Origin of the sequence: Vibrio agarivorans, assembly GCF_030409635.1 — a bacterium.
Classification (GTDB): domain Bacteria; phylum Pseudomonadota; class Gammaproteobacteria; order Enterobacterales; family Vibrionaceae; genus Vibrio; species Vibrio agarivorans.
Genome location: NZ_JAUFQF010000001.1, coordinates 1,133,019 through 1,159,215, shown reverse-complemented (window position 1 = coordinate 1,159,215; position 26,197 = coordinate 1,133,019). Strand labels below are relative to the sequence as shown.

General features: G+C 44.3%; 25 protein-coding genes and 1 pseudogene. 11 read left to right on the top strand and 15 right to left on the bottom strand.

Features of this window, described 5'->3' with window-relative positions:
- Window positions 1–3: 3 nt before the first annotated feature.
- Together QWZ05_RS05085 and QWZ05_RS05080 are read right to left on the bottom strand one after the other, a co-directional pair.
- Window positions 4–1,608, bottom strand: coding sequence for a VRR-NUC domain-containing protein (locus QWZ05_RS05085; RefSeq protein ID WP_290296957.1), 1,605 nt, complete (start codon window positions 1,606–1,608; stop codon window positions 4–6).
- 63 nt (window positions 1,609–1,671) lie between these two features.
- A complete protein-coding gene (locus QWZ05_RS05080) occupies window positions 1,672–2,919 on the bottom strand; it encodes an L-lactate MFS transporter (RefSeq protein WP_264876740.1) in 1,248 nt (415 codons plus the stop codon).
- Between the two features lie 509 nt (window positions 2,920–3,428).
- On the opposite strand from QWZ05_RS05080, the gene QWZ05_RS05075 reads away from it, so the two are divergent.
- The gene (locus tag QWZ05_RS05075; protein ID WP_264876739.1) at window positions 3,429–4,529 is read left to right on the top strand and encodes a patatin-like phospholipase family protein; all 1,101 of its coding nucleotides are present in this window, start codon (window positions 3,429–3,431) and stop codon (window positions 4,527–4,529) included.
- Window positions 4,530–4,535: 6 nt separating this feature from the next.
- On the opposite strand, the gene QWZ05_RS05070 is transcribed toward QWZ05_RS05075, so the two are convergent.
- Window positions 4,536–5,699 carry a threonine/serine exporter family protein gene (locus tag QWZ05_RS05070; RefSeq protein WP_290296956.1) on the bottom strand — a complete coding sequence of 388 codons (1,164 nt, stop codon included), beginning with the start codon at window positions 5,697–5,699 and terminating at the stop codon, window positions 4,536–4,538.
- Between the two features lie 218 nt (window positions 5,700–5,917).
- Here QWZ05_RS05070 and QWZ05_RS05065 point away from each other — a divergent pair, with 218 nt between their 5' ends.
- Window positions 5,918–6,946 carry a lactonase family protein gene (locus QWZ05_RS05065; RefSeq protein ID WP_290296954.1) on the top strand — a complete coding sequence of 343 codons (1,029 nt, stop codon included), beginning with the start codon at window positions 5,918–5,920 and terminating at the stop codon, window positions 6,944–6,946.
- Here QWZ05_RS05065 and QWZ05_RS05060 read toward each other — a convergent pair whose 3' ends face one another.
- Together QWZ05_RS05060 and QWZ05_RS05055 are read right to left on the bottom strand one after the other, a co-directional pair.
- Window positions 6,947–8,233, bottom strand: coding sequence for a sensor histidine kinase (locus QWZ05_RS05060; protein ID WP_290296952.1), 1,287 nt, complete (start codon window positions 8,231–8,233; stop codon window positions 6,947–6,949). It abuts the gene before it with no gap.
- Window positions 8,233–8,904 (bottom strand): response regulator transcription factor, encoded by a 672-nt coding sequence (locus tag QWZ05_RS05055; protein ID WP_290296950.1) that lies wholly within the window; start codon window positions 8,902–8,904, stop codon window positions 8,233–8,235. Before QWZ05_RS05055 ends, QWZ05_RS05060 begins: the two co-directional genes overlap by 1 nt.
- Before the next feature lie 286 nt (window positions 8,905–9,190).
- Here QWZ05_RS05055 and QWZ05_RS05050 point away from each other — a divergent pair, with 286 nt between their 5' ends.
- Together QWZ05_RS05050 and QWZ05_RS05045 are read left to right on the top strand one after the other, a co-directional pair.
- Window positions 9,191–9,376, top strand: coding sequence for a hypothetical protein (locus QWZ05_RS05050; protein WP_264876734.1), 186 nt, complete (start codon window positions 9,191–9,193; stop codon window positions 9,374–9,376).
- Between the two features lie 9 nt (window positions 9,377–9,385).
- On the top strand, window positions 9,386–9,805 hold the full coding sequence (locus tag QWZ05_RS05045; RefSeq protein ID WP_290296948.1) for a GIY-YIG nuclease family protein: 420 nt from the start codon (window positions 9,386–9,388) through the stop codon (window positions 9,803–9,805).
- Window positions 9,806–9,952: 147 nt separating this feature from the next.
- On the opposite strand, the gene QWZ05_RS05040 is transcribed toward QWZ05_RS05045, so the two are convergent.
- Window positions 9,953–10,486: a cytochrome b gene (locus QWZ05_RS05040; protein WP_289963637.1), complete on the bottom strand. Its 534-nt coding sequence runs from the start codon at window positions 10,484–10,486 to the stop codon at window positions 9,953–9,955.
- A 99-nt stretch (window positions 10,487–10,585) separates the two neighbouring features.
- Here QWZ05_RS05040 and QWZ05_RS05035 point away from each other — a divergent pair.
- A pseudogene (locus QWZ05_RS05035) lies at window positions 10,586–10,744 on the top strand (family 1 glycosylhydrolase); the annotation flags it as partial.
- Window positions 10,745–10,800: 56 nt separating this feature from the next.
- Here QWZ05_RS05035 and QWZ05_RS05030 read toward each other — a convergent pair.
- The 3 genes from QWZ05_RS05030 to QWZ05_RS05020 form a co-directional block, all read right to left on the bottom strand.
- Window positions 10,801–11,787 carry a TerC/Alx family metal homeostasis membrane protein gene (locus QWZ05_RS05030; protein ID WP_290296945.1) on the bottom strand — a complete coding sequence of 329 codons (987 nt, stop codon included), beginning with the start codon at window positions 11,785–11,787 and terminating at the stop codon, window positions 10,801–10,803.
- Window positions 11,788–12,119: 332 nt separating this feature from the next.
- Complete coding sequence (locus QWZ05_RS05025; RefSeq protein WP_264876730.1) at window positions 12,120–13,331, bottom strand: MFS transporter; 1,212 nt, start codon at window positions 13,329–13,331, stop codon at window positions 12,120–12,122.
- Between the two features lie 9 nt (window positions 13,332–13,340).
- Window positions 13,341–13,532 (bottom strand): hypothetical protein, encoded by a 192-nt coding sequence (locus QWZ05_RS05020; protein ID WP_290296941.1) that lies wholly within the window; start codon window positions 13,530–13,532, stop codon window positions 13,341–13,343.
- Window positions 13,533–13,875: 343 nt separating this feature from the next.
- Between QWZ05_RS05020 and QWZ05_RS05015 the strand changes: the two genes are divergently transcribed.
- Window positions 13,876–14,106 carry a hypothetical protein gene (locus QWZ05_RS05015; protein ID WP_264876728.1) on the top strand — a complete coding sequence of 77 codons (231 nt, stop codon included), beginning with the start codon at window positions 13,876–13,878 and terminating at the stop codon, window positions 14,104–14,106.
- Window positions 14,107–14,218: 112 nt separating this feature from the next.
- On the opposite strand, the gene QWZ05_RS22300 is transcribed toward QWZ05_RS05015, so the two are convergent.
- Both QWZ05_RS22300 and QWZ05_RS05010 read right to left on the bottom strand, forming a co-directional pair.
- Window positions 14,219–14,443, bottom strand: a complete 225-nt coding sequence (locus QWZ05_RS22300) for a cysteine-rich CWC family protein (RefSeq protein ID WP_353958876.1) — start codon at window positions 14,441–14,443, stop codon at window positions 14,219–14,221.
- Between the two features lie 153 nt (window positions 14,444–14,596).
- Window positions 14,597–16,003, bottom strand: a complete 1,407-nt coding sequence (locus QWZ05_RS05010) for an aldehyde dehydrogenase family protein (protein ID WP_264876727.1) — start codon at window positions 16,001–16,003, stop codon at window positions 14,597–14,599.
- Window positions 16,004–16,395: 392 nt separating this feature from the next.
- On the opposite strand from QWZ05_RS05010, the gene QWZ05_RS05005 reads away from it, so the two are divergent.
- Genes QWZ05_RS05005 through QWZ05_RS04995 form a run of 3 tightly spaced genes read left to right on the top strand, consistent with a single transcriptional unit; the run spans window position 16,396 to window position 19,124 of the window.
- The gene (locus QWZ05_RS05005; RefSeq protein WP_290296938.1) at window positions 16,396–17,541 is read left to right on the top strand and encodes a mandelate racemase/muconate lactonizing enzyme family protein; all 1,146 of its coding nucleotides are present in this window, start codon (window positions 16,396–16,398) and stop codon (window positions 17,539–17,541) included.
- A gap of 19 nt (window positions 17,542–17,560) precedes the next feature.
- Window positions 17,561–18,511 (top strand): 2-dehydro-3-deoxygalactonokinase, encoded by a 951-nt coding sequence (locus QWZ05_RS05000; protein ID WP_290296936.1) that lies wholly within the window; start codon window positions 17,561–17,563, stop codon window positions 18,509–18,511.
- A complete protein-coding gene (locus QWZ05_RS04995; protein ID WP_290296934.1) occupies window positions 18,486–19,124 on the top strand; it encodes a 2-dehydro-3-deoxy-6-phosphogalactonate aldolase in 639 nt (212 codons plus the stop codon). The genes QWZ05_RS05000 and QWZ05_RS04995 overlap by 26 nt, the downstream gene beginning before the upstream one ends.
- Before the next feature lie 290 nt (window positions 19,125–19,414).
- On the opposite strand, the gene QWZ05_RS04990 is transcribed toward QWZ05_RS04995, so the two are convergent.
- From QWZ05_RS04990 to QWZ05_RS04980, 3 genes are all read right to left on the bottom strand, one after another.
- Entirely contained in the window at window positions 19,415–20,140 is a 726-nt protein-coding gene (locus tag QWZ05_RS04990; RefSeq protein WP_290296932.1) for an IclR family transcriptional regulator, read from the bottom strand.
- Between the two features lie 174 nt (window positions 20,141–20,314).
- Entirely contained in the window at window positions 20,315–21,541 is a 1,227-nt protein-coding gene (locus QWZ05_RS04985) for an anaerobic sulfatase maturase (RefSeq protein ID WP_290296930.1), read from the bottom strand.
- A 55-nt stretch (window positions 21,542–21,596) separates the two neighbouring features.
- Window positions 21,597–22,232 carry a Crp/Fnr family transcriptional regulator gene (locus QWZ05_RS04980; protein WP_264876721.1) on the bottom strand — a complete coding sequence of 212 codons (636 nt, stop codon included), beginning with the start codon at window positions 22,230–22,232 and terminating at the stop codon, window positions 21,597–21,599.
- A gap of 143 nt (window positions 22,233–22,375) precedes the next feature.
- On the opposite strand from QWZ05_RS04980, the gene QWZ05_RS04975 reads away from it, so the two are divergent.
- Window positions 22,376–23,188: a sulfite exporter TauE/SafE family protein gene (locus tag QWZ05_RS04975; protein WP_290296928.1), complete on the top strand. Its 813-nt coding sequence runs from the start codon at window positions 22,376–22,378 to the stop codon at window positions 23,186–23,188.
- Between the two features lie 433 nt (window positions 23,189–23,621).
- The gene (locus QWZ05_RS04970; protein WP_264876719.1) at window positions 23,622–25,505 is read left to right on the top strand and encodes a glycoside hydrolase family 127 protein; all 1,884 of its coding nucleotides are present in this window, start codon (window positions 23,622–23,624) and stop codon (window positions 25,503–25,505) included.
- A 286-nt stretch (window positions 25,506–25,791) separates the two neighbouring features.
- Here QWZ05_RS04970 and QWZ05_RS04965 read toward each other — a convergent pair whose 3' ends face one another.
- Window positions 25,792–26,151, bottom strand: a complete 360-nt coding sequence (locus tag QWZ05_RS04965) for a YidH family protein (RefSeq protein ID WP_290296925.1) — start codon at window positions 26,149–26,151, stop codon at window positions 25,792–25,794.
- Window positions 26,152–26,197 lie beyond the last annotated feature (46 nt).

Below are 26,197 nucleotides of genomic sequence, written 5' to 3'. Positions count from 1 at the left end.
CCATCAGCCCCCCTCAACCCAACATACCCTAACAGGCACCTCAAGGCGCTGAAACTCTTTGATCCAGCGCCATTGGTTATCTTGCAGTTTATCCCCAGGGCCTTTGACCTCCACCCATCGATAGCCTTGCTCATTAAACAAAATCAAATCTGGCATCCCAGTGCGAAAGAGTTTGATATCTGATAGAAACACCTTGAACAACTCTGCAAGTGTGTGGCTTGGAATATGCTTTAGCGCTTGCTCGATCAGTTCAGGTGATAGCCATTTCCAGTGTACGAAAGGGTTTGCGATGCCTTGTTTTTGCTCGAAGGTAGTCACAATAAAGTCGTGGTTGCCAGAGCGTATTTGGGTCAACACTTCTTCTATTTGCGTGGTGCGTTTTTGAGCGAAGTCGGCGTGATAGAGATCGAGAGGCCTGTGTTGGTAGCGGTTAACAAACGCTTTGTCGATGTCAGCAAAGACAACATCCCAAAAAGCTAAACCAAACAAGCCGTTCAATAACAGGTTCTCACTGTAGAATACTTGCCAGCCTTGGGATTCATAATAGCTTTTAGCCGCTAGTTCGACACGCTGTGTCGTCAGGTCTAAGCATAATCTGTCTTCTTCTACTGTGGGCTTAGTGGCTCTTGGGACTTTGATTTTCTGCTTGCGAAGTAGTCTTGCTTGTAACTTTTCACCTATCTCCTGCTCTTCGACATTGTAGGGAGTATCAAGGATTGAAGTTACAATTGAGGCCATACGCTCTATATCATCAAGCTTATCAAAGATGCGTGCTTGTCTTTCTCGTGCCGGTGGCAGCGAGCTTTTGGCAAACCACGTTAAAGCGTCTTGATAGGCACCTAACCGTTCTAGGTCCCGCGCTATGGTATTGATGAGTGCTTCGCCTTTTCGTTGGATACTTGGATGGCTTGAGTGAGGGATCGCTTCCAGTATCGCAATTAGCTGTTCTTTAGACTTATCTTCGAGAGAGTAGAACTGCTCTTTGAGTTGGCTTATCACAAGCAAGGCTTCTAACTCGGCACGTTGTTGAAAATAACGGGACTCTGGTCGTAAAGCGCATTGTTCAAACTGATGGACGCCGAGATCATCTAGCACGAACTGGCTAAGGTCTTGCCTTGTGTTTGCGAAAAACAGCGCAAGCAAAGTATGGATAAGTGCTGCGTCTTGAAGTTCGATAAACTCGATCTTATCAAATGAGATGGCAAAGGTATTGGGCAGTTGAGCCAGTAACTCTGATTTAGAAAGGGAGCGCTTTAATTCAGGAAATGCTATGCACAATTCAGGCTTTGTTAGTAGAGCAGATACTACCTCTGGCTCAGTAAGCGTGCTGGAAACAGAAATAAAGCGTTGCAGAGCGAGGGCGTGGATTGCGGCGGATAAGTCGCTGATTTCTGTGTAGTTGAGTTTGTCGCTGCGAAACCATTGGCCTTTACGAGAAAGCAGTCTTACGAGTAGGCATTGAGCATCATGGTTGAGGGTATGGAATTGTTCAATCCAGTGGTGTTCGTCTGGCGTTAGAAAGTCAGGATAGAACTCTGTCGCATGTTGAGTGAGCTTGAAAAAGTTATGAAGATAGTAATCAGGGGCGAGTTCAACAGGGTCAGTCATAATCAGCAGATACAAAAAAGGCCTAACCCTAAGGTTAAGCCTTTCTCATCAAGAATCCAATGACTAAGCGCTAGCAGTCGCTGCTTTTAGTTGAGTCATTTTTTGCTCTGAAATTGGCTTGGTGATCAGTGCTAGTACCACACACACACCCATCATAGCTGCTGAGATTGTGTATGATAGAGTGTAGCTACCGCCACCTTGAGCCATAGAGTAACCTACGATAGCTGCGCCGATTGCACCACCGATACCCCATGCTGTGTATAGGATGCCGTAGTTTGTGCCGTAGTTCTTTAGGCCGTAGTACTCAGAAGAGATAGATGGGAATACCGCTAGAAGCGTACCGTAACCTACCGCAGCGATAGCTGTACCGATAATCAGAGTGAACTCAGAGGTAAACGTCGCGAATAGCACCATGTTTACGCCCTGTAGAGCGAAAGCAAGAAGTAGCGTACGCATACAACCGATTTTGTCAGACAGGATACCAGCTGCAACACGACCACCTGAGTTAAATACTGCAAGGATAGACGCTAAGTAAACCGCGTTTGGCAGATTTGCTTGAACACTTGCGATGTTCGTGATGTTACCGATGATCATTAGACCAACAGAAGCCGCGAACGCGTACATTACCCATAGAGAGTAGAACTGAGGCGTTTTCAGCATTGCTGTCCAAGTTAGGTCTTCAGCGCGTTTAACCGCTTTAGGTGCTTGACCTTCTTTTACTTTAGGCTCTTCTGGCGTGTAACCCGCTGGTGGGTTATTGATAGTACACGCTAGAGGTACTGCAACAACAAGAACGCCTACACCAAGAATTAGGAATGCAGTGTTGATACCCATTGTAGAGATCAACCATGACGTTAGTGGTGCAAGGTAAATAGCAGCTAGACCAAAGCCCGCAGCGATAAGACCATTTACTAGACCTTTCTTGCTTGGGTGGAACCACTTCATTGCAGATGGTGATAGACACGCGTAACCGAAGCCGATACCCATACCAGAGATCACACCGAACGTGATGTTAAGACCAAGTACTGAATCAACAAAGCCAGAAGCAATCATGCCTAGACCCGTTAGAGTCGTACCTAGAATAAGAATCTTACGAGGACCCATACGGTCTTGCAGAATACCCGCGACAAGTAGAGAAATTGAGAAAACAACAGTGGCTACCGCGTAAGGTGAAGAAGCGTCAGCCGCGTCCCAACCAAAGTCAGTCACTAGGGCTTTATTAAATACACTCCAGGCATAAAGAATGCCAAGACAAAGGTTGATACTGAATCCTGCTAGAAGGATGCGAGTCGCTTTATCAAACTTGCTCATCGTTTATCTCGTCTGTGCTGCTCATGAAATGAGCGGCGGGTTAAAAGTCAAAGGGGTCATTACTCAAATTTTGTTTGCGTTTATCAACAGATGGCGCAAACGAGCGCGGATTATAACCAATATAAATGTGATTGGAATCTCTTTTTTCGTCTAATCCGAATTTATTTTCATCTATTTCCGAGGTTTAAACGAAGAATTGCTGTGAAATCGCTGAAAATGGCGGTGTTTTAGAGGGTTTTAGAAACAACTAGTGTGCTCATTCTTTCAATAAACCACTGATTTTATGTGGATATTAGTTTTATTGATACATGTTTGTTTTGAGATAAGAATTAATCAATCAAGAATGACCTAAAATTTATAAATCGTGATAAATTGAGCATTATGGCAATGGGTTATGCACTCATACACACTCTATTGTGTTTAGTAAATGACCATTCAAAAATAGTTGAGTGAAACTTGTTTCGTGCTTCGTAGAATCATAGACAAACAGGGTAATAAAAGGAGCGTAAGTGGACAGTCGTTTTGCATTAGTTGTTCAAGGTGGTGGGCAAAAGGGGGCTTTTGCTGCCGGGGTCTTAGACTATTTCAAAAAGCAGGAGTTTGACCCGTTTTCTCTTTATTTAGGAACATCAGCAGGCGCGTTAAATGTTGCCGCTTATGTCGCAGGCCAACCCGGGTTAGGTTTGGACTTTATCCTCAACTATTCGACGCAAGACCGCTTTTTTGACTTCAATAAGTTTTTGCGCAAAGAGCAACCTATGGATTTAGATTGGGCGTTTCAGTTTGTCGAAACTGGAGAGTTTCCGCTAGATATTGAAAAGGGTAAATCAAGACTTGGCCGAAACCGTCAGGCACTCGCGTGTATTACCCATGTAGAAGAGATGAAGGACTACTATTACCCGATCTTCGCCGACAACTGGTTTGATGTATTACGCGCCACATGTGCCATTCCGATGCTCTATTTTCATGATATTGAGTTTGATGGGGCCACTTGGGTTGACGGTGGGGTCACAGCATCCATACCCGTGCAAGAAGCCTATCGCCGGGGGGCGAACGAGATTGTGGTTATCACCACAGCACCCATCCTTGAGCAGGATAAAGAAGACAAGTTCGACTTATCGATAGAGCGCTTCAAGCATGAGCTAGACACAGGGCTCGAACCACTGATTCAAAAATACGGTTTGCATGGGCACCGTGATACCTTGGTGGACTTTCGTAATCAATTTCTCGATAAACTCTCGCTTTGGCAGGAGAGCCGAAAGCAAGATCTCTTTGATCGCATCTCGCCAGAATGGTTGCCAGATACTGAAAAGCTGACACAAATGCTTAGTGAGCAGAAAGATAAGCTCAACTTCTCGAAACCGAGCTCACAGAAGATGGATATGCTGGTCAATCACTACGCCAATCATGAGGCAGTGAAAGAATTTATGAGAACACCACCAGAAGGGGTGATTATTCATGAGATTTCGCCCCAAAATGGACTGATGACTAAAGGGTTGTTGAGCAGTAAAGATGACATCATGGCCGATTATGAGAACGGCCAATTAGCGGGATTTGAGTTTTTGAAGCAGATGCAGGAGCGCGACAACAGCACGCTCCTTAAAGAGTAATCGATTTTAACGGTCTATTTTTGGCGAATAGATGGAATAGGCCGTAATTTGCCCAGCAACGATGGCTGAGAACATAAAGACCGCCGAGAGCCCAATATCTGGAATGGGTAAGACTGACTGCTCAAACACAGATTGGCTGGCACTTACCAACACGCGGCTACCCGGAACCAGAATAATGATCCCTTGTACGATATAAATCGAACCCGTGAGATCAAGGCGTTTCGCTATCCATGTGCCGTATAGGGTGATCAGAACGGTGGTCACCCAAGTGCCTACCACCCAGCCACTTTCAAAGCCCAGATAAAAGGGGCCCCACATACCTAATACTGCGACCGGTAAGCCTAATAGAATGTCTTTTGGTCTAGCGTTAAACATGACACCAATCGAGGTTGAGATCAGTAACAAACCAAAATAGTGCATCCAGAGTGGCACTTCGTTGGTGTAGGAGATCGAGTCGACTTGCCCCCACCATGATTCACCGATGTTGAGACCAATCACTACGCCAACAAACAGCTTAATCAGGGTTAAGGCACTTTGGCCAAGCAAAGCGGTGCCAGAAACCAGATCGTTAAAGGCCAAACACTCGAGTGAGTTGGCGATGGATAAACCGGGAACGAAAAGGACTATAGAGGCAATACAAAGAGCCCAAACCGGCACATTGGCACCAACACTCACGATATAGGCGACGAACATACCGGTGAGCAGGGCAGAGATAAACTCAACAGCTATCGCGCGGCGGCCGTGGCAAACTTGCTGCACCAACCAAACAATGAAGCCAAGAATAGCGGAGTACCCCACGGCTTCTAGGGTACTGCCTACTAACATTAAGTATGCTGGTGGAATACCCATGTTAGCCAAAGCGACAATCCATTTCGGATACGTCACCGCTTCAGGGACAGGCTCTTTCGATGGGCGATTGATGCGGTCGATGGTATTTGCCAATAAGCCTAAGTTGATTGAGGCAGGCTTGAGACGTTTCAACACGACAGTGTTATTTTTATCAGGAAACTGATAGTTGATCGCTGTCGGTGTGGCTTGCACCATGACATCAACACCATGCTTATTGGCATAGTACTGTGCGTATTTTTCTACTTTGTACGGAGGGCAGCCACAACGGTGAAGCGTGTCTCCGATTTCAACGATTTTTTTAATTTTATATGGTGAAGGCATAGTGGCGTTCTAGTCTTTTGAGAGGCAGCGTTCAGGATCGCGCGTAACTTATCAAAGACGATAGTAATATGCGAGCATAAACCGCCGCGAACAGGTACGAGTTTCTCGATATTTCACTCGCTTATCGGAGCGTATTCACATTTCAACTTACTGTCATTGCGTGTCTTTTGATGCTTGGGCAATCTGATGGTCATTTCTATCGTTTTCAATTGAGCATCATGAACCAGAATCAAATTTCATTTTACGTTGGGTGTTATTCAGACCCAAACCAAGCATCAGGAATCAGTAAAATCCTGTTGGATCTTCACACCGGAGCGCTGAGTGATTCCGGTGTTATTGTGGACACTAAGAACCCATCTTACCTCGCGACGAGCTCCAATGGCCTCTACACCTTTAATGAAATTGCTCAACAAGAAGGGTCTCGACTTATCCATCAGACGCCAAGTGGAGTATTGATTTGGTCTGCTAGCCAAGGTGATTACCCATGTCATATTGATATCGATGAGGCCGAGAATTGGCTGGCACTGGCTCATTATGTCTCGGGTAATGTCAATCTCTATAAGCTAGATGAACAAGGTCAAGTGTCTGAGCGTGTAGCTTGTTTGCAAATGGCGGGTGATGGGCCCAATAAGGGCAGACAAGAATCTTCTCACGCGCATATGGTGATGTTTCTTAAGCACCGTTCAGAGTTGATGACCGTTGATCTTGGAACGGACTCTATTCATTGTTACCAGTTAGATGCCGAGAGTGATGCTGTTTCATTAGTTCAAACCATCACTTTGCCAGCAGGCAGTGGCCCAAGGCACATGGTACTTTCTGCTGATGAAACTCAGGCGTATGTTGTCTGTGAGCTAACCGAGACCCTAGTGAGTTTAACTTACTCTCAATCACAGTGGCAGATTGTTGATGAGCAGGCGCTAATGCCTGATAGCGAAGTTGGAGAAGCCGCGGCTGCGATAAAAATGTCTCCAGATGGGCGCTTTGTCTATGTGTCTTGTCGAGCGCAAAATACGTTAGTGCAGTTCAATATCGAATCTGAGTCTCTTACTCGCGTTGCTGAATACAAGATGAACGGTGACTTTCCAAGAGATTTCGCTATCTCAAGTGATGGACAGTGGGTGATTGTTGCCAATCAACACTCCAATGATATCGAAAGCTTTGCGCGTTGCACCGAGACAGGCTCGCTGCAAGCAACGGGTTATCGAATCACTTCTCATGCTCCGGTGTGTTTAGTGCAGGCCAATTGATCAGTTGTCGCGCTGAAAGTGGATTGTAGCGATGCAGCCTTTGTTAGCAGAGTTAGTTAATTCAAAGTGCCATCGATAGCGCTCACATAGGTCATGGATGATAAGAAGTCCCAGCCCGTGACCTTCTGTTGCGCTCTCTTTGGTGGCGTCGCTTTCATTGAGCCCCCGTCCTTGGTCAACGACCTGAAGTTTATTCGAGTCGATTAAAACTTGGATTTCACCCTCAGAGCTGGCGGCAATCGCATTTCTGATTAGATTACTCAACAGAATATGAATGACAGCGCTAGAGGCCTTTGTTTCTGGTGAGCCTTGGTAATCGGTAGAGAAAGCGATTTGCTTTTGATCAGCCTGCGCTTGATGTTGCTGGAGTACATAGTCGATCTCTTGCTCAGAGATGATTCGTAGTGGCGTATCTTCTTGATTTCGTTCGTAGCGTACAAGGCTAAGCAGTGCATCTACCATGCTCGACATGGTGTTTGTGGCTTCTTTGATCCGCTCGATTTGGCGCTGTTCGAATTCGTTATGATCTCCCCGTGCAAGCAGTGAAGAAGAGCCTTTCATGACCGTCAGTGGCGTTCGCAATTCATGGCTAGCGTAACGGGCAAAAGCTTGCTCACGCTTGATCAGCGTATTGACTTGCCTACGGTAATGATTGAGTTGCTGAGAGAGGATCTGGAATTCGGAAGCCGCGCTCTCTGAAACCTCAAACTGTTGTGAAGTGTCACCTTCGCGAGCTTGGAGCTGAGTCGAAAGTTGATTGACGGGCTCGATGAGTCGGGTAGATAGGCGATTAAGTAAAAGGCCAAAGACTACCAGCATAATACTGACTAACGTAAGGGCAATACCGACCACAAAGACAAACTCACGCTGTGAGATCTCGACTTGATCCACCAATGAAATGACAATGATCTGTCGCTTCTCTCCTTGTGAATAAAAGCTGTCCATGTAAATCATATGAGAATCAGGATCTGAGCCCACTTCCCCCAAAAATGAGTCTTTGCCTTGCAGTAAATGTCTATACTCTTCTGGCACAGCGTCAACACTGCTATAAGCAGAGGTAAGGGAGTCTAGTTTTACCGATAATGCTTGAGGAAAGACGTTAAAATAGGAGATGGCATCATCGCGATCAATGATAATTCGACGTTCACCAACACGATCTTCAGACCAGTAGAGAGAGCCTGCAATCAAAATAAAACAGACTACTCCAATCACAACAGAGAAGAGGCCGAAGAACCAAGCTAAACGCCCGGTTAAGCTGTGTGTGTTAGCAAATAAGTGTCGTGTCATTAATACTCCAGGCGGAATCCAATTTTAGGGACAGTCATTAACACCGCTTTGTCGAAGGGTTTATCAAGTTGATTACGCAGTTGGTAAATATGACTTCTAAGCACATCGTTATTAGGCTCTTGCTCTTCCCAAAGAGCTTCAGCGATTTCTTGACGAGTCAAAATGTCCGGCGCTTTACGTACCAGCATATCGAGAATTTTGTAGGTGGTTGGGTTGAGGGCCAGCAACTTATCTTGGCGGTAGGCCTGTCGAGTGGCCGATTTAATCATGATATCGCCATACTCAAGGTTGCTGGTGGCCACAGCACCACGATAACGTCTTATGAGTGCACCCATACGAGCCTCTAAAATGTCGAGGTCAAAAGGCTTGGTGAGGTAGTCGTCGGCTCCATAATTAAAGCCTTTGAGCATATCTTCACGGCTGTCGAGTGCCGTCAGCATGAGTATCGGGGTGTTATTTCCTTGCTCACGTAATTTTTCACACACAGTGAGCCCATCCATACGTGGCAACATAAGGTCTAACAGAATGATGTCAAAGCTATTTTTACTGGCGAGTTTGTAGCCCAATTCGCCATTATCCGCATAGTCGAGCTCCATTCCTACATACTCAAAATAATCAAACAGCATGTTGGCAATCTCTCGGTTATCTTCGATCAACAGCACCTTTTTCATCGTTCTCTCCCAACGGCAATTATGAGCACACTGATGGCAATATTATTCGCTGCTAATGTGAAAAAAATGTCGACAACAACTCTTTCACGTTTTCGGCTTTAATATAGACGCATGGATTTTAGTGGCGAAAAACAAATGATAATTATCGCACTAAAGTCCTGATTATTCGTTAAATTGTAACAAAGAGAAAACAGAATAAGATCAAAATGTTTGCATGTCTTTGAGTTAGGAGGCATTCAGGCACAAGAATCTATGCAGGAATAAGTCCCATTAGGGTGGAAGAGTCATGAGTGTTGAAGTCATTGTGTATGTGTTAGCGACCTTGGTCGTTCTAGGTTTTGGTTTTGGCGGCATCCGTCTTTATCAAATTCGTAAATCTCTAGAGCGTCAAGTGATCCAGAATATGGATATTATCTTGCTACTGAGAACGCAAAACTCTCATCTTGAGCAGCTAAAAAGCAAACCGCTATAAGGACTGATGATGCAAGGTGTCTATTTACTGCGGAGCAGTGAAAACCCATTTGTTTTCAAAGTTGGCATGTCTAACGATGTGGATTCAGAGCTTGCTCAAGTTAATCGTACCTCAGACCGTCAATGGGAATACGTTACTCATATTGATGGCTGTTCATGGGCAATCGAGCAGTGCATTTTAGATGATCTAAGTCCACTACAGCTTGATACGGGGACGTTTGCTTGTAGCGAAAATTATATCCGTAACGTATTTAAAGAGTATCGTAACATCTTGAATACGGGGATGCTGTCAACCAAGAAGCCGCGCTCGATATACACGATATCTGAACAGATAAGACGTGATGACGCTAAGTTGAAGAACTACGATAAATACTATATCGCGCTTCGCTTAGGTAGCTATTTCAAGACTCGTCCAATGCAAGTGGCGTAAGACGCTCAACATCCATATCAAATCAAAGTGTTCTGAATTATGCAGCTTTCGAGCTGCATTTTTTCGTTTTACTATCGTGCTCTTAAAGAGGTAGTGAAAAATCAACAGACACACTCAGCGAGTGTGTCTGTTTTGCTCGACGTTCGACTAAGCGCGACCCAACATGCGGGTAATCGTGCCATCTTTGTCAATAAATTGATGCTTAAGTGCACCAGCGCCATGTAGAACAAACAGAGCGACCAGAACATAAACTGCCATGCCGTGCAGCGTGCCTGCAGCTTCTTGTAGCCAAGGTGTCTTCTCGCCAGCAGCAATGATTTGTAAACCAAACACTTCAATAGCGCGGCCGCCACCGATGCTCATTAGAATCCCAGACAGTGGCATTGCCAATGTCGCGAGCATAAGTAAACCATGAACGGCTTTACCGAGCTTCTCTTGCCATGCTGGCATCTCTGAAGCCGCAGGTAGTGCGCCTTCCTTCACTCGCCAAACAATACGCACTACAGCTACGAGTAAAATCAGAAAGCCGATAGATTTATGGATATCGTAAAGGGCAAATTTATCAGGACTGCGAGGAAGGTCGACCATATAGAGGCCGAGGGCAAAAACACCGATAAAGGCGATAGCGATAAGCCAGTGCAACACAATTGTCGGTATCGACAAAGAACGAGAGTTGAGCATAAAGTTTCTCCGAGTTATTTTTGATGATTTTTTATCCCTCTATTATGTAATGGTATTCATTTCTAAACTATGAATATCATTGTAAATTAGCGTAAATATTTGGGTGGCGACTCACCAGCAGAAATGAGCAAACGCTATGGTTATATCTACGTTGATCGTCATGATGATGGAACCGGTACGTTAGAACGTAAACGCAAGAAGGGTTTTTACTGGTATCAAGAAGTAATCCGCACTCATGGCGCAAGTTTAAGCGAATAGATTGGATAAAGCTCGGGAGTGGCCCCGAGCTTTTTAGCGTGTCAGGAAATCAGCAATTACATTGCTTTAGTGATTTTCTTCTGCTGAAGAATTGAGCCCACGACAGCAATCATCATCACAGAGATGAGGAAGCCGAGTGACCACACCGTCGGGATTGCATACGCACTATCGACGAGCAGCATTTTAATACCGATGAAGATCATAATCACCGATAGCGCTGGCTTTAGGTACACGAACTTGTCCAACATTGCCTGCAATACAAAGTACAGCGAGCGTAAGCCAAGCAAAGCAAATACATTTGCTGCTAGCACCAAAAACGGTTCTTGAGTGACTGCAAATATCGCTGGAATTGAATCAAGCGCAAACATCACATCCATCACCGCAATCACACCGACAACCAATAGCATCGGCGTCGCGATCAATTTTCCGTTCTGACGCGAGAACAGCTGGTTTTCCTTAAAGCTATCGCTGATAGGTAGGATCTTACGGATCATACGCTCAGCAATGTTATTGACCTTATCATCATGGCCATTTTCACGCGCTAATTGAATACCTGTCCAAATTAGGAATGTTGCAAATAGATACAGAATCCAGTGGTAAGTCGCCAATAGCTGTGCACCGACAGCAATCATAATTGCACGTAGAACCAGAGCGCCAATCACACCCCAAAGCAGAGCGCGTGGGCGCAAATGCTCAGGGACCTTGTATTGCGCAAAGATGATTGCAAATACAAACAAGTTATCGACACTCAATGACTTCTCAAGCAAGTAGCCAGTGAGGAAAGCCACAGTCGCATTTTCAGGTGTATAAACACTGTTTGGCGCGTAGAAATCCCAGTAGAGGTAAATCGTTGCAGCAAACAAAAATGCGAGTGCAAACCAAAAGACACTCCAGTTGATCGCTTTACGCATAGACACATTGCCGCCGCGAGTTTGATAGATATCTAGGCTGACCATTAGCAGGGTTAACAGGCCAAATACTCCATACATCATCAAAGAATCGTTGGATGATGAAAGAGTGGTCACGGTTTCGATCGAATTCATGAAAACCTCCATAGCGGAAGGTAGGGATCAACACACCAACCGCAAACAATACAAACCAGAAATTCTGGCTGATGAATGCGTTGGTCTCGTCGAGTTGTATAAACAACCTTATTTGCCGAATAGTGGCTTTGCACTAACGAGATGACGACAAATAAAACGAATACCAATGCAAAAGGAGGAAGGAACGGGCATGGTATTCGGGACTACTCCCCAAACAACAGAGCGGAGTTTAGGGAAATAACCGTGAACTGCAAACAAAAATTTATTATGGAAACGACAAACGCCCCAAGCAGACTTGAGGCGTTGATAGGTATTAATTTGGTTTAATAGCGTTAAGCGGTTTGAGCTTGCAGCTCTACTGGTTTGTCGTTGATTGGCAGGTGCAATAGACCAGCAATCACCGCCATCACTACAGTCGAGTACCAAATTGGCTCATAGGTGCCGTAGTAATCGTAGATGAGACCACCGGCATAAGCGCCTAAGAAGCTACCCACTTGGTGAGTGAAGAACACCAAACCGTAAAGCGTCGACATATATTTGGCACCAAAGATATGACGCACGAGGCCAGAGGTTAACGGAACAGTTCCTAACCAAACAAAACCAATGGCCGCACCGAAGATAGCTGCGGTGTATTCACTGATTGGGAATACCACAAAGCTTGCGATAACCACAGCGCGCAGCATGTACAACCAACACATGACATGACGCTTGTTGTAACGGTCCGCCATGATGCCCCAGAAATAAGAGCCAAAGATGTTAAAGATACCGACATACGCTAGCGCCATCGCAGCACTTGATGCTGGCAGCTGTTTATCCGCTAAGTAGCTTGGTAGGTGCGTCGCGATGAACATCACATGGAAACCACACACAAAAAAGCCTGCGTGGATAAGCCAGTAACCTTTGTGATTGAAAGCCTGTTTCAGCGCTTGCTTCAGTGTCAGCTCATTTTGTGTTGAGGTTTGGTTTGCAGTGTCGGAAGGCTTCGCCGTTTTCATAAACGCAGCAAAGGCTACCATTAAGGTACAGAGCAGAGCGAAGCCTTGCAGCGCACCTTGCCAGCCCCAAGTCGATAGCATGGCTTGTGCGCCTGGGATCATCGCAAACATACCGAATGAACCCGCCGCCGTCGTCAAACCAAACGCTTTCGCTGCATGTTCTGCTGGTACTACTTTTGCCACTGCGCCAAGCACAATCACGTAGCTGGTGGCACTTAAGCCAAGTCCAACAAGTACACCTAGCGACAAGTAGGCCATACCGGTTGATTGTGTCATCGACATCAAAACAAGACCGAGCGCGTAAGCCACCGCGCCTGCCATAATGATGCGCTTTGAGCCCCACTTGTCAGCCGCCATACCAACAAACGGCTGGAATGCGCCAAACATCAGGTTTTGCAGTGCAATAGCTAGGCTAAAGAACTCACGTCCCGTGTTGAAGGTTTCTGAAATTGGCATCATGAAGATACCAAATGATTGTCTGATCCCTAGACTAATAATCAGTGTGCCAATCCCTAGCCAAACTAAAATAGGAAAACGAAAAATACTCATGTTTGACTCTTAATGGTTGTGATTGTGATGATGGTGGTGTGAATCATGGCTATCCATACTCTCATGAGTGTGGCATCCGGCATCCATCGCTTGCTGGGCTAAAACCTCAAGCAAGTAGGGGGAGTGGTGGACACCCACCAGAACGACAACCAGCAATAGGGTCATTCGTATTAGTTGAGCTTTTAATGTCTGCGAAAACATAATCATTGATTCATTTAAATGGTGATACGCATAGTGTGGCGCGCATAGTAAAGAGCTTGTCTTTATGAGGCAAATGATTATTTGTGTTATATCGTATGCAAAAAATGCATGTATTGGTTAGGCGATGGTGGAGTGAAGGAGGGAACTGAGAGAAGTTAGGATATTAAGTTTCTGTGATTAATCAATACGCTTAATAAACGAACGAGATTTAACACAAAAAATTTCAACGAAAAATTCGAACGAGATCGCCGAAAAATCCCTATATCATCCTTGACTCGCCTGCACTAGATTAAAGGTGTCCGGACAGAAACATAAATTCAATAAGCCTTTAAGGAAAGCCGTTATGAAACGTACAATCTCAATCGCAGCAGCTTTAGTTTTTGGTCTGTTCTCAGCAAGCAGTGTCGTAGCACAAGATGATGTACTTAACTCAGGCATGTTATCACTCGACAACGCAACTCATTATGAGTGGGATGATCCCGCAGAACGTCGCGGTGGTGGGCAATTGTGGTCACCCGATCAATCAGATCTTTACACTTACCCACCTCGTGAGAAAAACCTAAAGCGTAACTAATGCGGGAGCAATACAGTTTAAGAGTGATTTCCACAGACGAGTAAATGACGAGCGTCGGAATGCCGCTCCCCTCACTAGTATCGCCACGCGTTATCCATAGAGGCAGTATGTCTTAGCTTCTATGGATAATAGCGTTTTTCTGGGCATAATCATCCGCACATTGTTTGCAAATGCACGCCTTTCCTTTCTTCTCTTCAGGCACAGAATCAAGCAACCCCTTGGGAAATTGCACATCTTTGTTAAAACACCAGCAAGGCTGATTAGAGTCTGCAGGCTGACCGCATTGATTAGGTTGGTTGCAAAGCGGGCATCGTTTGGTTGCAGTAGGTTGTGCCATGATTACGCCAATAACTTGAACTAGAAAAAGTCTATCTTACTCGTTATTGGCACAACCATAAACGTTGTGAAGTCGATAAGTTGTTTATCAATGTGGAATGAAAAAGACCCCTCCAACTAAACGAGTATGAAGACAGCTGGAGAGGCGAATGGTTTACATTGCTTGAGTTATACGTGCCAAGTAAAAGTAGTCATCTAATGCATACTTTGAGCAATCACAGCCGATACCAGATTGCTTGATGCCTACATGGGGTAGGTCAATACCATATTTAACCCCATTGATTTGCACCTCGCCAAACTCTAGCTGATCAGCCATGCGTTGAGCTTTACCGGTATCTCGACTAAAGATGTAGGAAGCAAGGCCAGTATCGGTCTCGTTGGCCATTGCGATGACGTCTTGATGATCTTCAATCGTCATGATGCTAATAACGGGGCCGAAAATCTCTTCTTGATAGATATCCATCTCAGGAGTGACATCAGTAATCACCGTAGGAGGGTAGAAAGCGCCGACTTCATCTCTGTCAAATTGACCACCTCGTACGAGTGTTGCTCCAGCAGACAATGCTGACTCTACCAGTTTATGGATACGGTCGCGTTCCCACTTGTCAATTACGGGACCCATCACGAAATCAGATTCGATGTCATACCCTACAGCAACACGGTCAGCACGCTCAGTCACTTTTTCTAGGAAGGCTTGTTGAACCGACTTAGCCACCATGACTCGGTTTGGTGCCACACAGATTTGTCCACTGTTGTTGTATTTCAATCCACACAGAATGTCGGCAGCTAGATCAAGGTCAGCATCTTCTAAAACGATGAATGGTGTGTTGCCACCCAACTCCATAGAATATCGCTTGATGGAAGTTGCTCCCGCTTGCATCACTTTAACGCCAGTAGAGATGGAACCAATCAACGTAAGCATCTGCGGGATGGTTGAAGAGGAAAGATAGTTACCCACTTCACGATCATTGCCGGCAAATACGCTCACCGCGCCTTTAGGAAGACCAATATCATGACAAATTTTCCCAACTAGATAGGCTGAGAGTGGGGCTTTGATACTCGGCTTTAAAATGATTGGACATCCTGCGGCCATAGCCGGTCCCAATTTAAAGCCAAGGTTGAGTAATGGGAAGTTCCAAGAGAGGTAAGCGACAACCACACCGATAGGCATGTGACGAAGCTGATGTTTGAACTCGCCCTTCGTATCAACAATGGTTGGCGGGGTATAGCGCTTAATTTCGTCAGCGTAAAACTCTAAACTGTCGATTAATGATTGGAAATCTTCTTCGGTGCACGCCCAGCTTTTGCCTGTTTCTTGATGAACAGCCATACGTAGCGCTTTTTGATTCTCAATCAGTGCACTTCGCAACCGTTTCATCCACTCAACTCGTTCCGCTATCGTTGTCTTACCCCACGTTTTCTCCGCATTTTTTGCTGATTCAAGCGCTTGTTGTGCAGTCTCTTGGTTAGCAACCGATATTTCACGAATGACTTCGTCAGTGGCAGGGTTGATTGCCGAGTACTTACAGTTATTTTCGATTAATTTTCCGTCTATATACATCTTGATGCGTTCCTACTTCTTCATACCTTGACATGACCACCACGCTACAAAAATAAATCATGAGCCTGGAACAGATTACTTATGGTTAAATTAACATAGAGAATTAGATTAATAGTAGAGCTGGAATGGTTTATCCCAGATTATGGGAACTCGTTTCACTCAGATGGAAATGTCGCCTGGATCACATTAATGTATAAGCAAATCGAAGACGATAAAAATGTCCCGAGAGACCAGTGGCTTAGACCGTTGGGATTGGAAGAACAATGGCAATAAGTGAATTTATCTTAATTAAAGTAACAATCAATTAAAATATTGATTTCCGACATTTAAATGTAGTCGTTATTAATGACTGGTCCAGTTTATTAGAAGACGTTATAAATAAGAGAGTTTGTATGAAAATCACGAATGTTATTCCGCACGCCATATCAGTACCCCTAGAGACGCCATTTTATTTTTCTCAAGGTTGGGTTAATGCGCGCAGCTCTCTGATAGTGGAAGTGGTGACTGAAGATGGTGTCACTGGCTGGGGGGAAAGCTTGTGTCATGGACTTCAGTCACCACACATTGCAGCTTCATTTATAGAGCATGTGTTCAAACCAATGCTGATTGGACGTGATGCGTTCGATGTCGAAGTACTATGGGAAGAAATGTACAACCGTACTCGACCTTATGGCCAAGCTGGCGCTGCAGTGAATGCGATCAGTGGTGTTGATATCGCATTGTGGGATGCGATAGGTCGAGCCGTTAAGCAGCCTATCCATAAGCTTATTGGTGGCGCCTTTAGAAAAGAGGTGACGCCTTATGCAACAGGCTTCTACCGCATAGAAGGTGCAAACTATCCTCAAGATTTAATTTCTGAAGCGCAAGGTTATGTTGCCAAAGGGCTCAAAGCGCTAAAACTCAAGATTGGTTTTGGTGTTAACAGTGATATTGAGCTGATTCATCAGGTGCGAGAGGCTGTTGGTGACGACATAAAAATCATGGCGGATGCGAATGCGGCATATAATTTGGGCGCTGCGAGAACAATCATTAAAGAGACCGAAGATTGTAATCCTTACTTCCTAGAAGAGTTGCTCGCCCCTGAAGATATTGTTGGTTATAAACAGATTAAGAATCTATCAAAAACTAACATTGCCGCAGGCGAGCAAATTTTTGGTAAACATGGCTATCGTCCTTGGCTCGAGCAAAGTGCCTTAGACATCATTCAGCCTGATTTATGCTCCTCTGGTGGTATTACAGAGTGTAAGAAAATCGCCGCAATGGCTCAGGCGACGAATACCACTCTGATACCTCATGTATGGGGATCAGGAATTGGAATTGCAGCGTCACTGCAATTCCTTGCCTCAATACCTGCAACGCCGCTTTCACTCAATCCGATTGAACCTATGCTCGAGTTCGACCAGTCGTCGCATCCATTTAGAACTGATTTGATTTTTGATGGTATTCACTATTCAAACGGAAAAGTCTCTATCTCTGATAAGCCGGGTATCGGTGTGGACGTGAATACCGAAGTGATTGACAAATTTAAAGTAAATTAAGTTTAAAGAGAGATAAATTATGGGAGATGTGCTTAATGAGGCCGCATGGTTAATTATTGATTGGGGCACCACCAATTTCCGTGCTTTTGCTATGACCGAAGATGGTCGAGAGATTGAGAGAATTGAAAAACATATAGGTTTACTTTCTATTGAAAATGGACAGTTTTCTGAAGCGCTTAAGCAAGTGTTAAGCGAATGGATTACTGATTATCAACGACTACCTATTGTGATGGCAGGGATGGTTGGTTCACAGCAGGGGTGGCATGATGTGCCTTATGTTAAGACACCAGCAAGTTTTGAGGGTATTACAGAAAAAGCGTTTTCGTTTGAGCTTGAGTGGGGCGCAAAGGCGACCATTTATCCAGGTATAAAACACAAAAATGAACAAAGCCAGTTTGATGTTATGCGAGGTGAGGAAGTTCAGCTTATAGGTGCTAAAGCGCTCTTGGGTAAAGTCAATTTTCATGCTGTACTGCCAGGAACACACAGTAAATACGCTAATGTCACCGATGGTGTTATTCAAAGTTTTTCTACATACATGACTGGTGAGATGTTTTCAGTACTCTCTAAACATACCATTCTTGGAAAAGACTTAGGCCCCAGTAAAGCACAGTTTGATTCTGTTGCGTTTTTGAAAGGGGTTGAAGAGAGCAACGTTGAAAGTCTAACCAATCAACTGTTCTTGGTGCGGACACATCGCTTGTTTAAACAACTCAACAATGATGATGTTTTGGACTATCTATCAGGGCTATTGATTGGTCATGAGGTGAAATCAATCATTGGGCACATCAATTGCCGTAAAGAGCCGTTGAATCTAATTGGTAGTTATCAGTTGAGCAAAAAATACGAAATGGCTCTGAATGCGTTGGGATTTATCTCTCAAGTATTAGATGGAGAAGAGTGTTTTATTGCGGGAATGAAGCAGTTACAAATGGAGCAACAACATGAAGAAATGGACGTCCTTTCATAAAGATCATCAAGTACCACTGGTGGCGATTATTCGTGGTGTAGAGCCGAGTGATGTACTTGATGTCGCAGAAGCACTTCTCGAGCAAGGGTTTACCATTATTGAAGTGCCTCTAAACAGCCCGAATGCGTTGGAGAGTATCCAAATTCTGGTAGATAACATGGCCGATAGAGCACTTGTCGGTGCGGGCACAGTGACTAATGTTAAAGATGCCCAAGCCGTATTAGAAACTGGTGCAAAGCTCATCGTGACGCCCAATGTGAATCCGGAAGTTATTGACTTGGCGAGAATTCACGATTGTTGTGTCTTCCCTGGTGTGATTACGCCTTCAGAGGCGTTCAGTGCTTTAAATCATGGTGCAACAGGCATCAAGTTATTCCCTGCTGATGTTATCGGTTTAGATGGATATAAGGCACTGAAATCTGTGTTGCCGGAAGAGACGATATGTTTGCCTGTCGGTGGGATAAGCCCAACCGCTGAGTCGATGCAGCCCTGGATAGAAGCCGGTGTAAGTGGTTTTGGCTTGGGATCAGCGTTATACAAACCTCAAATGACCTTAGAACAAATAAAAAGTAACGCGAAGCAGTTTGTAGAAACGTACACAAGCTTGGCCTAATCATCGCCTTCACACAGTATGCAATAAAGTAGTGGTTAATAGAAAAGGACCTAATATCAATGGGTCCTTTTCTTGTGCTCAATATAAATGGATGTCGCCAAAGCTTTATTTTTTCTTGGCAATTAATCTATCGTTGGTGGATATGGATTTGAAAATTACATTATCGATTTAACGTATATAAACTGTTATAAACGTAAGTGATGATAATTGATAGTATGAAGGGGTATTTTGGAAATAGGTGGCCTAAATATATAATTAAGCCACGCGATTTATACTTGAACGAGGAGGGGTTAATTTAATCTGTCGGTAATCATTCTGCTGTATCTGGTTAGTACCGGAATAAGTTGCTCCATTCTTTGGTCTGGCATATAAGGCTTTATACTGGTAACGGACATCGCCGCAATAATATTGCCATACTTATTTCTTATCGGCACTGCGACACAGCGAACTAACTCTTCATTATCTTCTAAATCATAGCTGTAATCACGCTTAGAATAGGCTGACATTCGTTTGAGCATGCTTGGTAAGTCAATATTGTCATTCTTTTTTATCAGCCTTTGCCACTCCATTTGTGGCATATCAATCATTAACGATTTGCCAATTCCTGTTGAGGCGAGAGGCAATCTATCGCCAATGCGTGATCGAAGCTCTATTGGGCGTTGACCTGAGATCTTGTCTAAATAAAAAATGTGATCCTCATCTTTAATGCCAAGATGAACAGTATCCATCGTTTGTTCAGCCAACTCTGACAGAATAGGGTGAGCAATCTCTTTGAGAGGCATGTCTTTTTGTGCTTTATTGCCGAGCTGAATCATTTTGGTGCCAAGTACAAGACCGATTCCTTTGACTTCACGGATATAGCGAGCGTCGATAAGGCCTTGAAGAATACGATGCACCGTTGACTTGGGTAGAGAGGTTGCCTCACAGATAGCCTTGAGTTGTCGGTGCCCTTCAGACACAGCATCGACAACGTCGATGGCTTTGTTGAGTGATTGATTCCCACTATTATTATTCATTTTGATTTCCTATAGGGTGACAGTTACATCAAGCAAGCGAATAGATTTAATCTATAACTACGTGAATGCTCAATATGTTAGTGGAAACGTAACCAAAGAATTGTGATAACGGCAGAGTTAATATATTTCGTTACACTTTTCCCATATTGTGGAATCTGCCTTCTGTTAAAACTTTTATTCAGTAAATAAGTCAACTTCTTCTGACAGCGTCATAATTTCGGTAGCAGGACGGCGATGCTCTAGTAGCCTCGCCATGATCATCATCGCTTTCTCTGACTGCTTGAAAAACTCAAAGTAACCCTCGCACAAATAGTTGTGGTGTTGACCAGTATTTGTTGTGATAAAGCGATGCTTCGGGCATCCACCATGACACGCAAATTTGAAGCGACATGCATTACACTTGCTATTTAGAGAGGAAGATTTCGCACGACTGAATTGAACCGCTTTTGGACTGTTATTCATGATTTCGATGGTTGTCTGATGAATATTGCCAAGTTTGTATTCAGGGTAGACGTAGTGGTCACATTGATAAAGGTCTCCGTTGGACTCTAAGGCAAAGGAGTGGCCACACTCTGCAGCAAATGTGCAGATACCCGCTGGCTGATTGAGCCAGCTTGCAAGCGTCGAGTCGAATGTTTGAACAAACGTCGATCCGACATCTTTGGTTATCCAATCTTTAAAAATAGTCACAAGAAAATCGCCATAAGCTCGCGGGGATACCGACCATGAAGTGACCGTTTTTGAGTGATCATTTGGTGAGGCGAGATCTAACCGCCATTGATTGTCGTCAGTAGACAGGCGTTCGACCAGTGGAATAAATTGGATGTATTTGGAGCCTATAGATTTGAGAAACTCATAGACTTCTAGCGGTGAATTTGCATTACCAGAACTGACAACCGTAAGGGTGTTGAACTCAATGCGATGCTTCTTAAGCAGCTCGATCGCCTGCATCACTTTTGCGTGTGTGCCTTTTTTGCTGCGTGTGACGCGGTATTGATCGTGAAGATGCTGTGGACCATCGATAGAGATACCGACCAAAATATTATGATGCTTGAAAAACTCACACCATTTGTCGTCAATCAACAGGCCATTGGTTTGAAAGGAGTGATAAATCTGTTTTCCTTGAGCATGTTGGGCGCAAAGTTCAACCACACGTTGGTAAAAATCTAATCCAAGGAGAGTCGGTTCGCCACCTTGCCATGCGAACTCAACGGTAGGCCCGCTTTGCGCTTCAATATACTGTTGGATGAATCGTTCTAATGTATCGTCAGACATACGCCAATTCGCTTGTCTCTCTGGGTAAAGCTGCTCTTTTTCCAGATAAAAACAGTACTCACAGTCTATGTTGCAGACTGAGCCGGAAGGTTTGGCCATAACGTGACATTGATTGACTTGAACCATAGGTATCCTATTTGTCGAATTTGATAATAATGAATGTGGGTGAATCGACATTACTCTAATCTGATGACAGCGAGTTTTGCAGCAAACTCTCTTTGTAATGTTCAAGCTGGGGTAGATCAACCGGCACAGGTTTTCTGCTGTCCTTTATGAGATAACCGAGCTCTTTCAGTTTCTTACAGTATCGAATGACGGTGCTGATGTCGGTGCCACTGTATTCACTGATCTCACGATATGTCCATGGGTAGTTGGGGTAGAGGTCGAAGACGTACAAGATGGAATCGAGTATTCGCTTCTTAGCACTGAAGGCAGTAAATTGCATTAAGCGCTTTTCGGCTTCACCGAGTTCATAACACACCTCTTTCATCAGTCTGCTTGCAAGTTCACTCGAGTGCCTATCAAGTTCTTTAAAGTTATTGACTGGTGTATGAACCACCGTGCTTTTGAGCATAGCCCTTGCCGTTGCAGGGTAGTTTTGGTTGGTAAACAGAGAGCGATAACCGAAGTAGGAGCCAGGCCCATAGATACGTAAAAGAGATTCTTTACCTGTCTCTGATACTTGATAAAGGCCAACCAATCCGGTGTCGACATAATAGACACCACTTGATGGTGTTCCGCTCTGATAGATCGCCTCTCTTTTGTCGTACCGACCAAAGGTCAATGAGTGTTGATTGTTATCTTTTATATTTATCATAAAGCACATCTCAATTGAGTATTAAATACTATCGTCACTATTTCACTTTGAATATGGTCTGAGCTATAAAATTTGAACTGAGTTCAGTATTACTATCTACCCATGGTAACGTTTACAATATTGCGTAATTAAAGGTAGATATAATGTCCAATATAATGGCCGAGTTAGTTCTAACGGAATTCATTTTATTAAAAATCCTACTAGGTGGGATTTTTGGTTTTTGTTTAGGTTTAACAGGGGTAGGAGGAGGGGTATTACTAATACCTATGCTGCAACTCTTTTGCGGCATGTCGACCGTCTTGGCGGTGGGCACGGCAAGCTTAATTTCTGCCATGGTAAAAATTAATGCGTCGATTGTTCATGTTAAGGCAAGCAACGTTTCATGGCGTCAAGTGGGGCTATTATTTATCGGAGCCGTGCCTATTACGGTGTTAGTGACGCAAATAGTTGTGCATTTTAATCAACACCCAACTTATGCAGAGATAACACAATCCCTCATCTCAACGTTAGTAATAGTGGTGATGGTAGGGTCACTGATGTCAGTTGTTTATGGTGCCAAGAAAACTGGGGCGAGTGCTATGGTAGAAAGTCATCATTCAGTCAAACCTGGTAAAGCGGTATTGTCTGGCATGTTTTGTGGCTCGGTACTCGGTTCTACAGGGGTCGGTGGGGGTGTACTGCTGCTACCCGTGTTGAACAATGTTCTTAAACTAGATATCAAAAAATCTATCGGTTCATCCGTTGTCCTTGCGCTCTTCTTATCCGCGACAGCCGCGATCGGCTATGCGAAAGGCGGACAAGCGGATAGTGCGACTGCGATTTGGTTTGTTGTTGGTTCATTCGTTGGTGTACCTTTGTCTGCATGGGTACTGAAAAGGCTAACGACACGAGCGATCTATGCAATTACCTTAGCGGTGATCAGCATTAGCTTGGTCATGTTTGTATTTGTAGGTTAGCGGTAGTGAACTAAAGCATAGAGGCAGTGCAGCGTTTTACATATATGTGAGAAAACAATTCCATAATACGGGACAGTTTTACCGATTAATATTTGGTGTGACTTGGTTCACGGAATATTAATCGGTTAATGGTAAAAATGAAAACTAATCAACGAGTAGTAACCCATTTAAGTAAAAGTTTAATTGTTGGGTGGTTTGTTAAATTACTGTTTGATATGTATTTACACTTGAGTTTCTAGCCTTAGCACAGAATAATGATGTGAGTGTTACTTATCTTCACATAATCGTCGAAAGAAATAGCTATCGATGTTGGTTTTATATTTTGGTTAAAGTTGTAGGGGCTAATTATTATAGGTTCAATCTAGTAATTAGGTTTCGTGTAACTCAGTGAGAGATTCAGTTCGTTCCAAATAAAAACATTGAAGGATTAAGCATGTTTTCTAACATAAAAACAGGTGAGGCTAAACTCACGAGCGGGTTTTGGGCAAATCGTGTCGAAAACTACATGGAAATCATCTACAACCTCGAAGCCGCTTTACTCAATGAAACCAATGCTGCACGTCTATTGAACTTCGGTATCGCTGCTGGAGAAGTCGACGGCAAGTTTCATGACAATTATTGGTCAGATGGTGACTGTTACAAATTCCTTGAAGGCTGTTGTAACCAATATGCAACGACCAAAGATGATCGTATCTTAGATGTCATTAATAAATACATCCCATGGATTGAAGCGAGCCTAGAAGAAGACGGATACATCGGTACGCAAACACTTCTCACCGATGTGGAGCGTTGGGTGGACATTGAAGTTCACGAACTCTACAACATGGGACATTTGCATACATTAGGTTGTGTTCACTTTGAAGCAACGGGGGATGACCGTTTGCTGAAAGTGGCCATCAAAAATGCAGACTATCTATGGGACTTATTCTCTCCACAGCCTTATGAGTTAGCAAACTTTGGCTTTAACCCAAGCCAAATCATGGGTCTAGTCGATCTTTATAGAACAACGGGCAATGATCGCTACCTAGAGCTGGCAGATATATTTGTATCGATGCGTGGTAGAAAGTTAGAAGCCGCGAGTGAAACGCACTCTGGTAAAGACTGCTCGCAAAACAGAACACCGTTGAGAGAAGAAACTCAGGCTGTTGGTCACGCGGTAACTGGCGCGTATCTGTATGCGGGTGCAACGGATGTTTACTCCCACACTGAAGAGCCTGCGCTATTGAATTCAGTCACACGCATCTGGAAAGATCTCGTTAAGCGTCGTATCTATATCACTGGTGCATTGGGCCCTCAGTACGTAGGTATCTCTGACCGAGGTGACCGCGTATACGAAGCATTTACTTCAGAATATAACCTGCCACACCGTGTTGCATACAACGAAACGTGTGCCAATATCGCGGGCGCAATGTGGGCGAAACGCATGCTTAATGTAACAGGTGAAGCGGAGTTTGGTGATTGGTTCGAAACGATCATGTTCAACTCTGGCATTTCTGGCTCTAGCTTAGACATGAAACGTTATTTTTATGCAAACCCAGGTGCACATCGTCGAGATCACCACATTGAGCCAACGTTTGAGCAGTTTTCTCATGTGCCTAACCAACGTTTCTTCACGTTTGACTGTTGGTGTTGTCCTCCTCAACTGCTTCGCACATACACGGGGATGCCAAAATTTATCTACTCTAAAAATGAGCAGGGAATAGCGATTAACTTGTTTGCAGGCAGTGAAATCGAAACTGAGCTTACAAGCGGTGATACAGTTAAAGTGGCTATAGACACCAATTATCCTTGGACAGAGTCTGTCACAATTAAGGTTTTGGATGCCCCAGCAGATGGCTTTGAGCTTACTTACCGAATCCCGGCTTGGTGTGATAGTGCAACCGTTAATGGCGTGGCGACGAATTCAGGCATGAAGAAGCAAACTGTCAAATCAGGTGAGCAAATTGATATCGTGCTACCAATGAAAGTCGAGCTGTATGGTGCGAATCCTATGCTCGAGCAGAGTAATGGCATGGTGGCGGTTAAGCGTGGTCCTGTTGTGTACTGCTTAGAAGGTTCAGACATAGACAGTGAACAATACACAATTGATGACCTCGTTATGCCGATTGACGCAAAATTTGAAGAGCAAACCATCAAAGATCTCCCCTACGATATGATAGGTTTGACGACCCAAATGGATGTACGTCCAACGCAAGACACCTTATACTTTAAAGTTACGCCAGACCTGCACAAGAAGGTAAATGTTCGACTTATCCCTTACTTTGCTTGGGCGAATAGAGAGGAGCAAGATATGAGTATTTGGTTCCCAAGAGGCTAAAGAACACCCTCCCAAGGTAGCCGGTTATTTTCATGCTTCATACTGGCAACTCGTTTAGGACCTGATTTACTCAGGTCCTTTTTTATTGCCTGTCATACAGTGCTCTGCCTCTAAAGAGAATTGAAAAATGGTGCCTTGGCCACAATTAGTAGTGGCCAAGTGAGAGACGACAAGCGCTTTGAGCGATAGAGTTTGCTGATTATTTAGCATGTATCTTTGATGTATCTATGCGACCTTGGACTGCGTGGTGATGCCATTAACTGAGCGCTTGCTAAATAGGAAGGGGTCAATACAGGATCAAGGTAATAATGGTGAATATGAGCGTAAGTAACACTACGCTGATAATAATGTTGAGTTTATTCCGAACTAATGGCACTTGATTTATCATCGCATTTTCATTGTTTTGCCATCTTAAGTAGGAATATACGGCAATGGTGCCGGCAAGCAGGCATAAGCATGTTGATAGCGCGATTCGAACAGCAGGCTCTGCAAGGTCAGGGGTGAGCTGGTCAATACCAATAGCCGCTGCGACTAATGCCAAAGCCGTTCTCACCCAGGCTAGGTATGTACGTTCATTGGCAAGAGAGAAGCGATAGTCGAGAGGAGCGTTTTCTTTGGGGGTGTTGAGTGGTTTACTGTCTGGCATTGTTTGTGTTGTTCCTTTTATGGCTTGGTATTGGTGTGAATCGAGG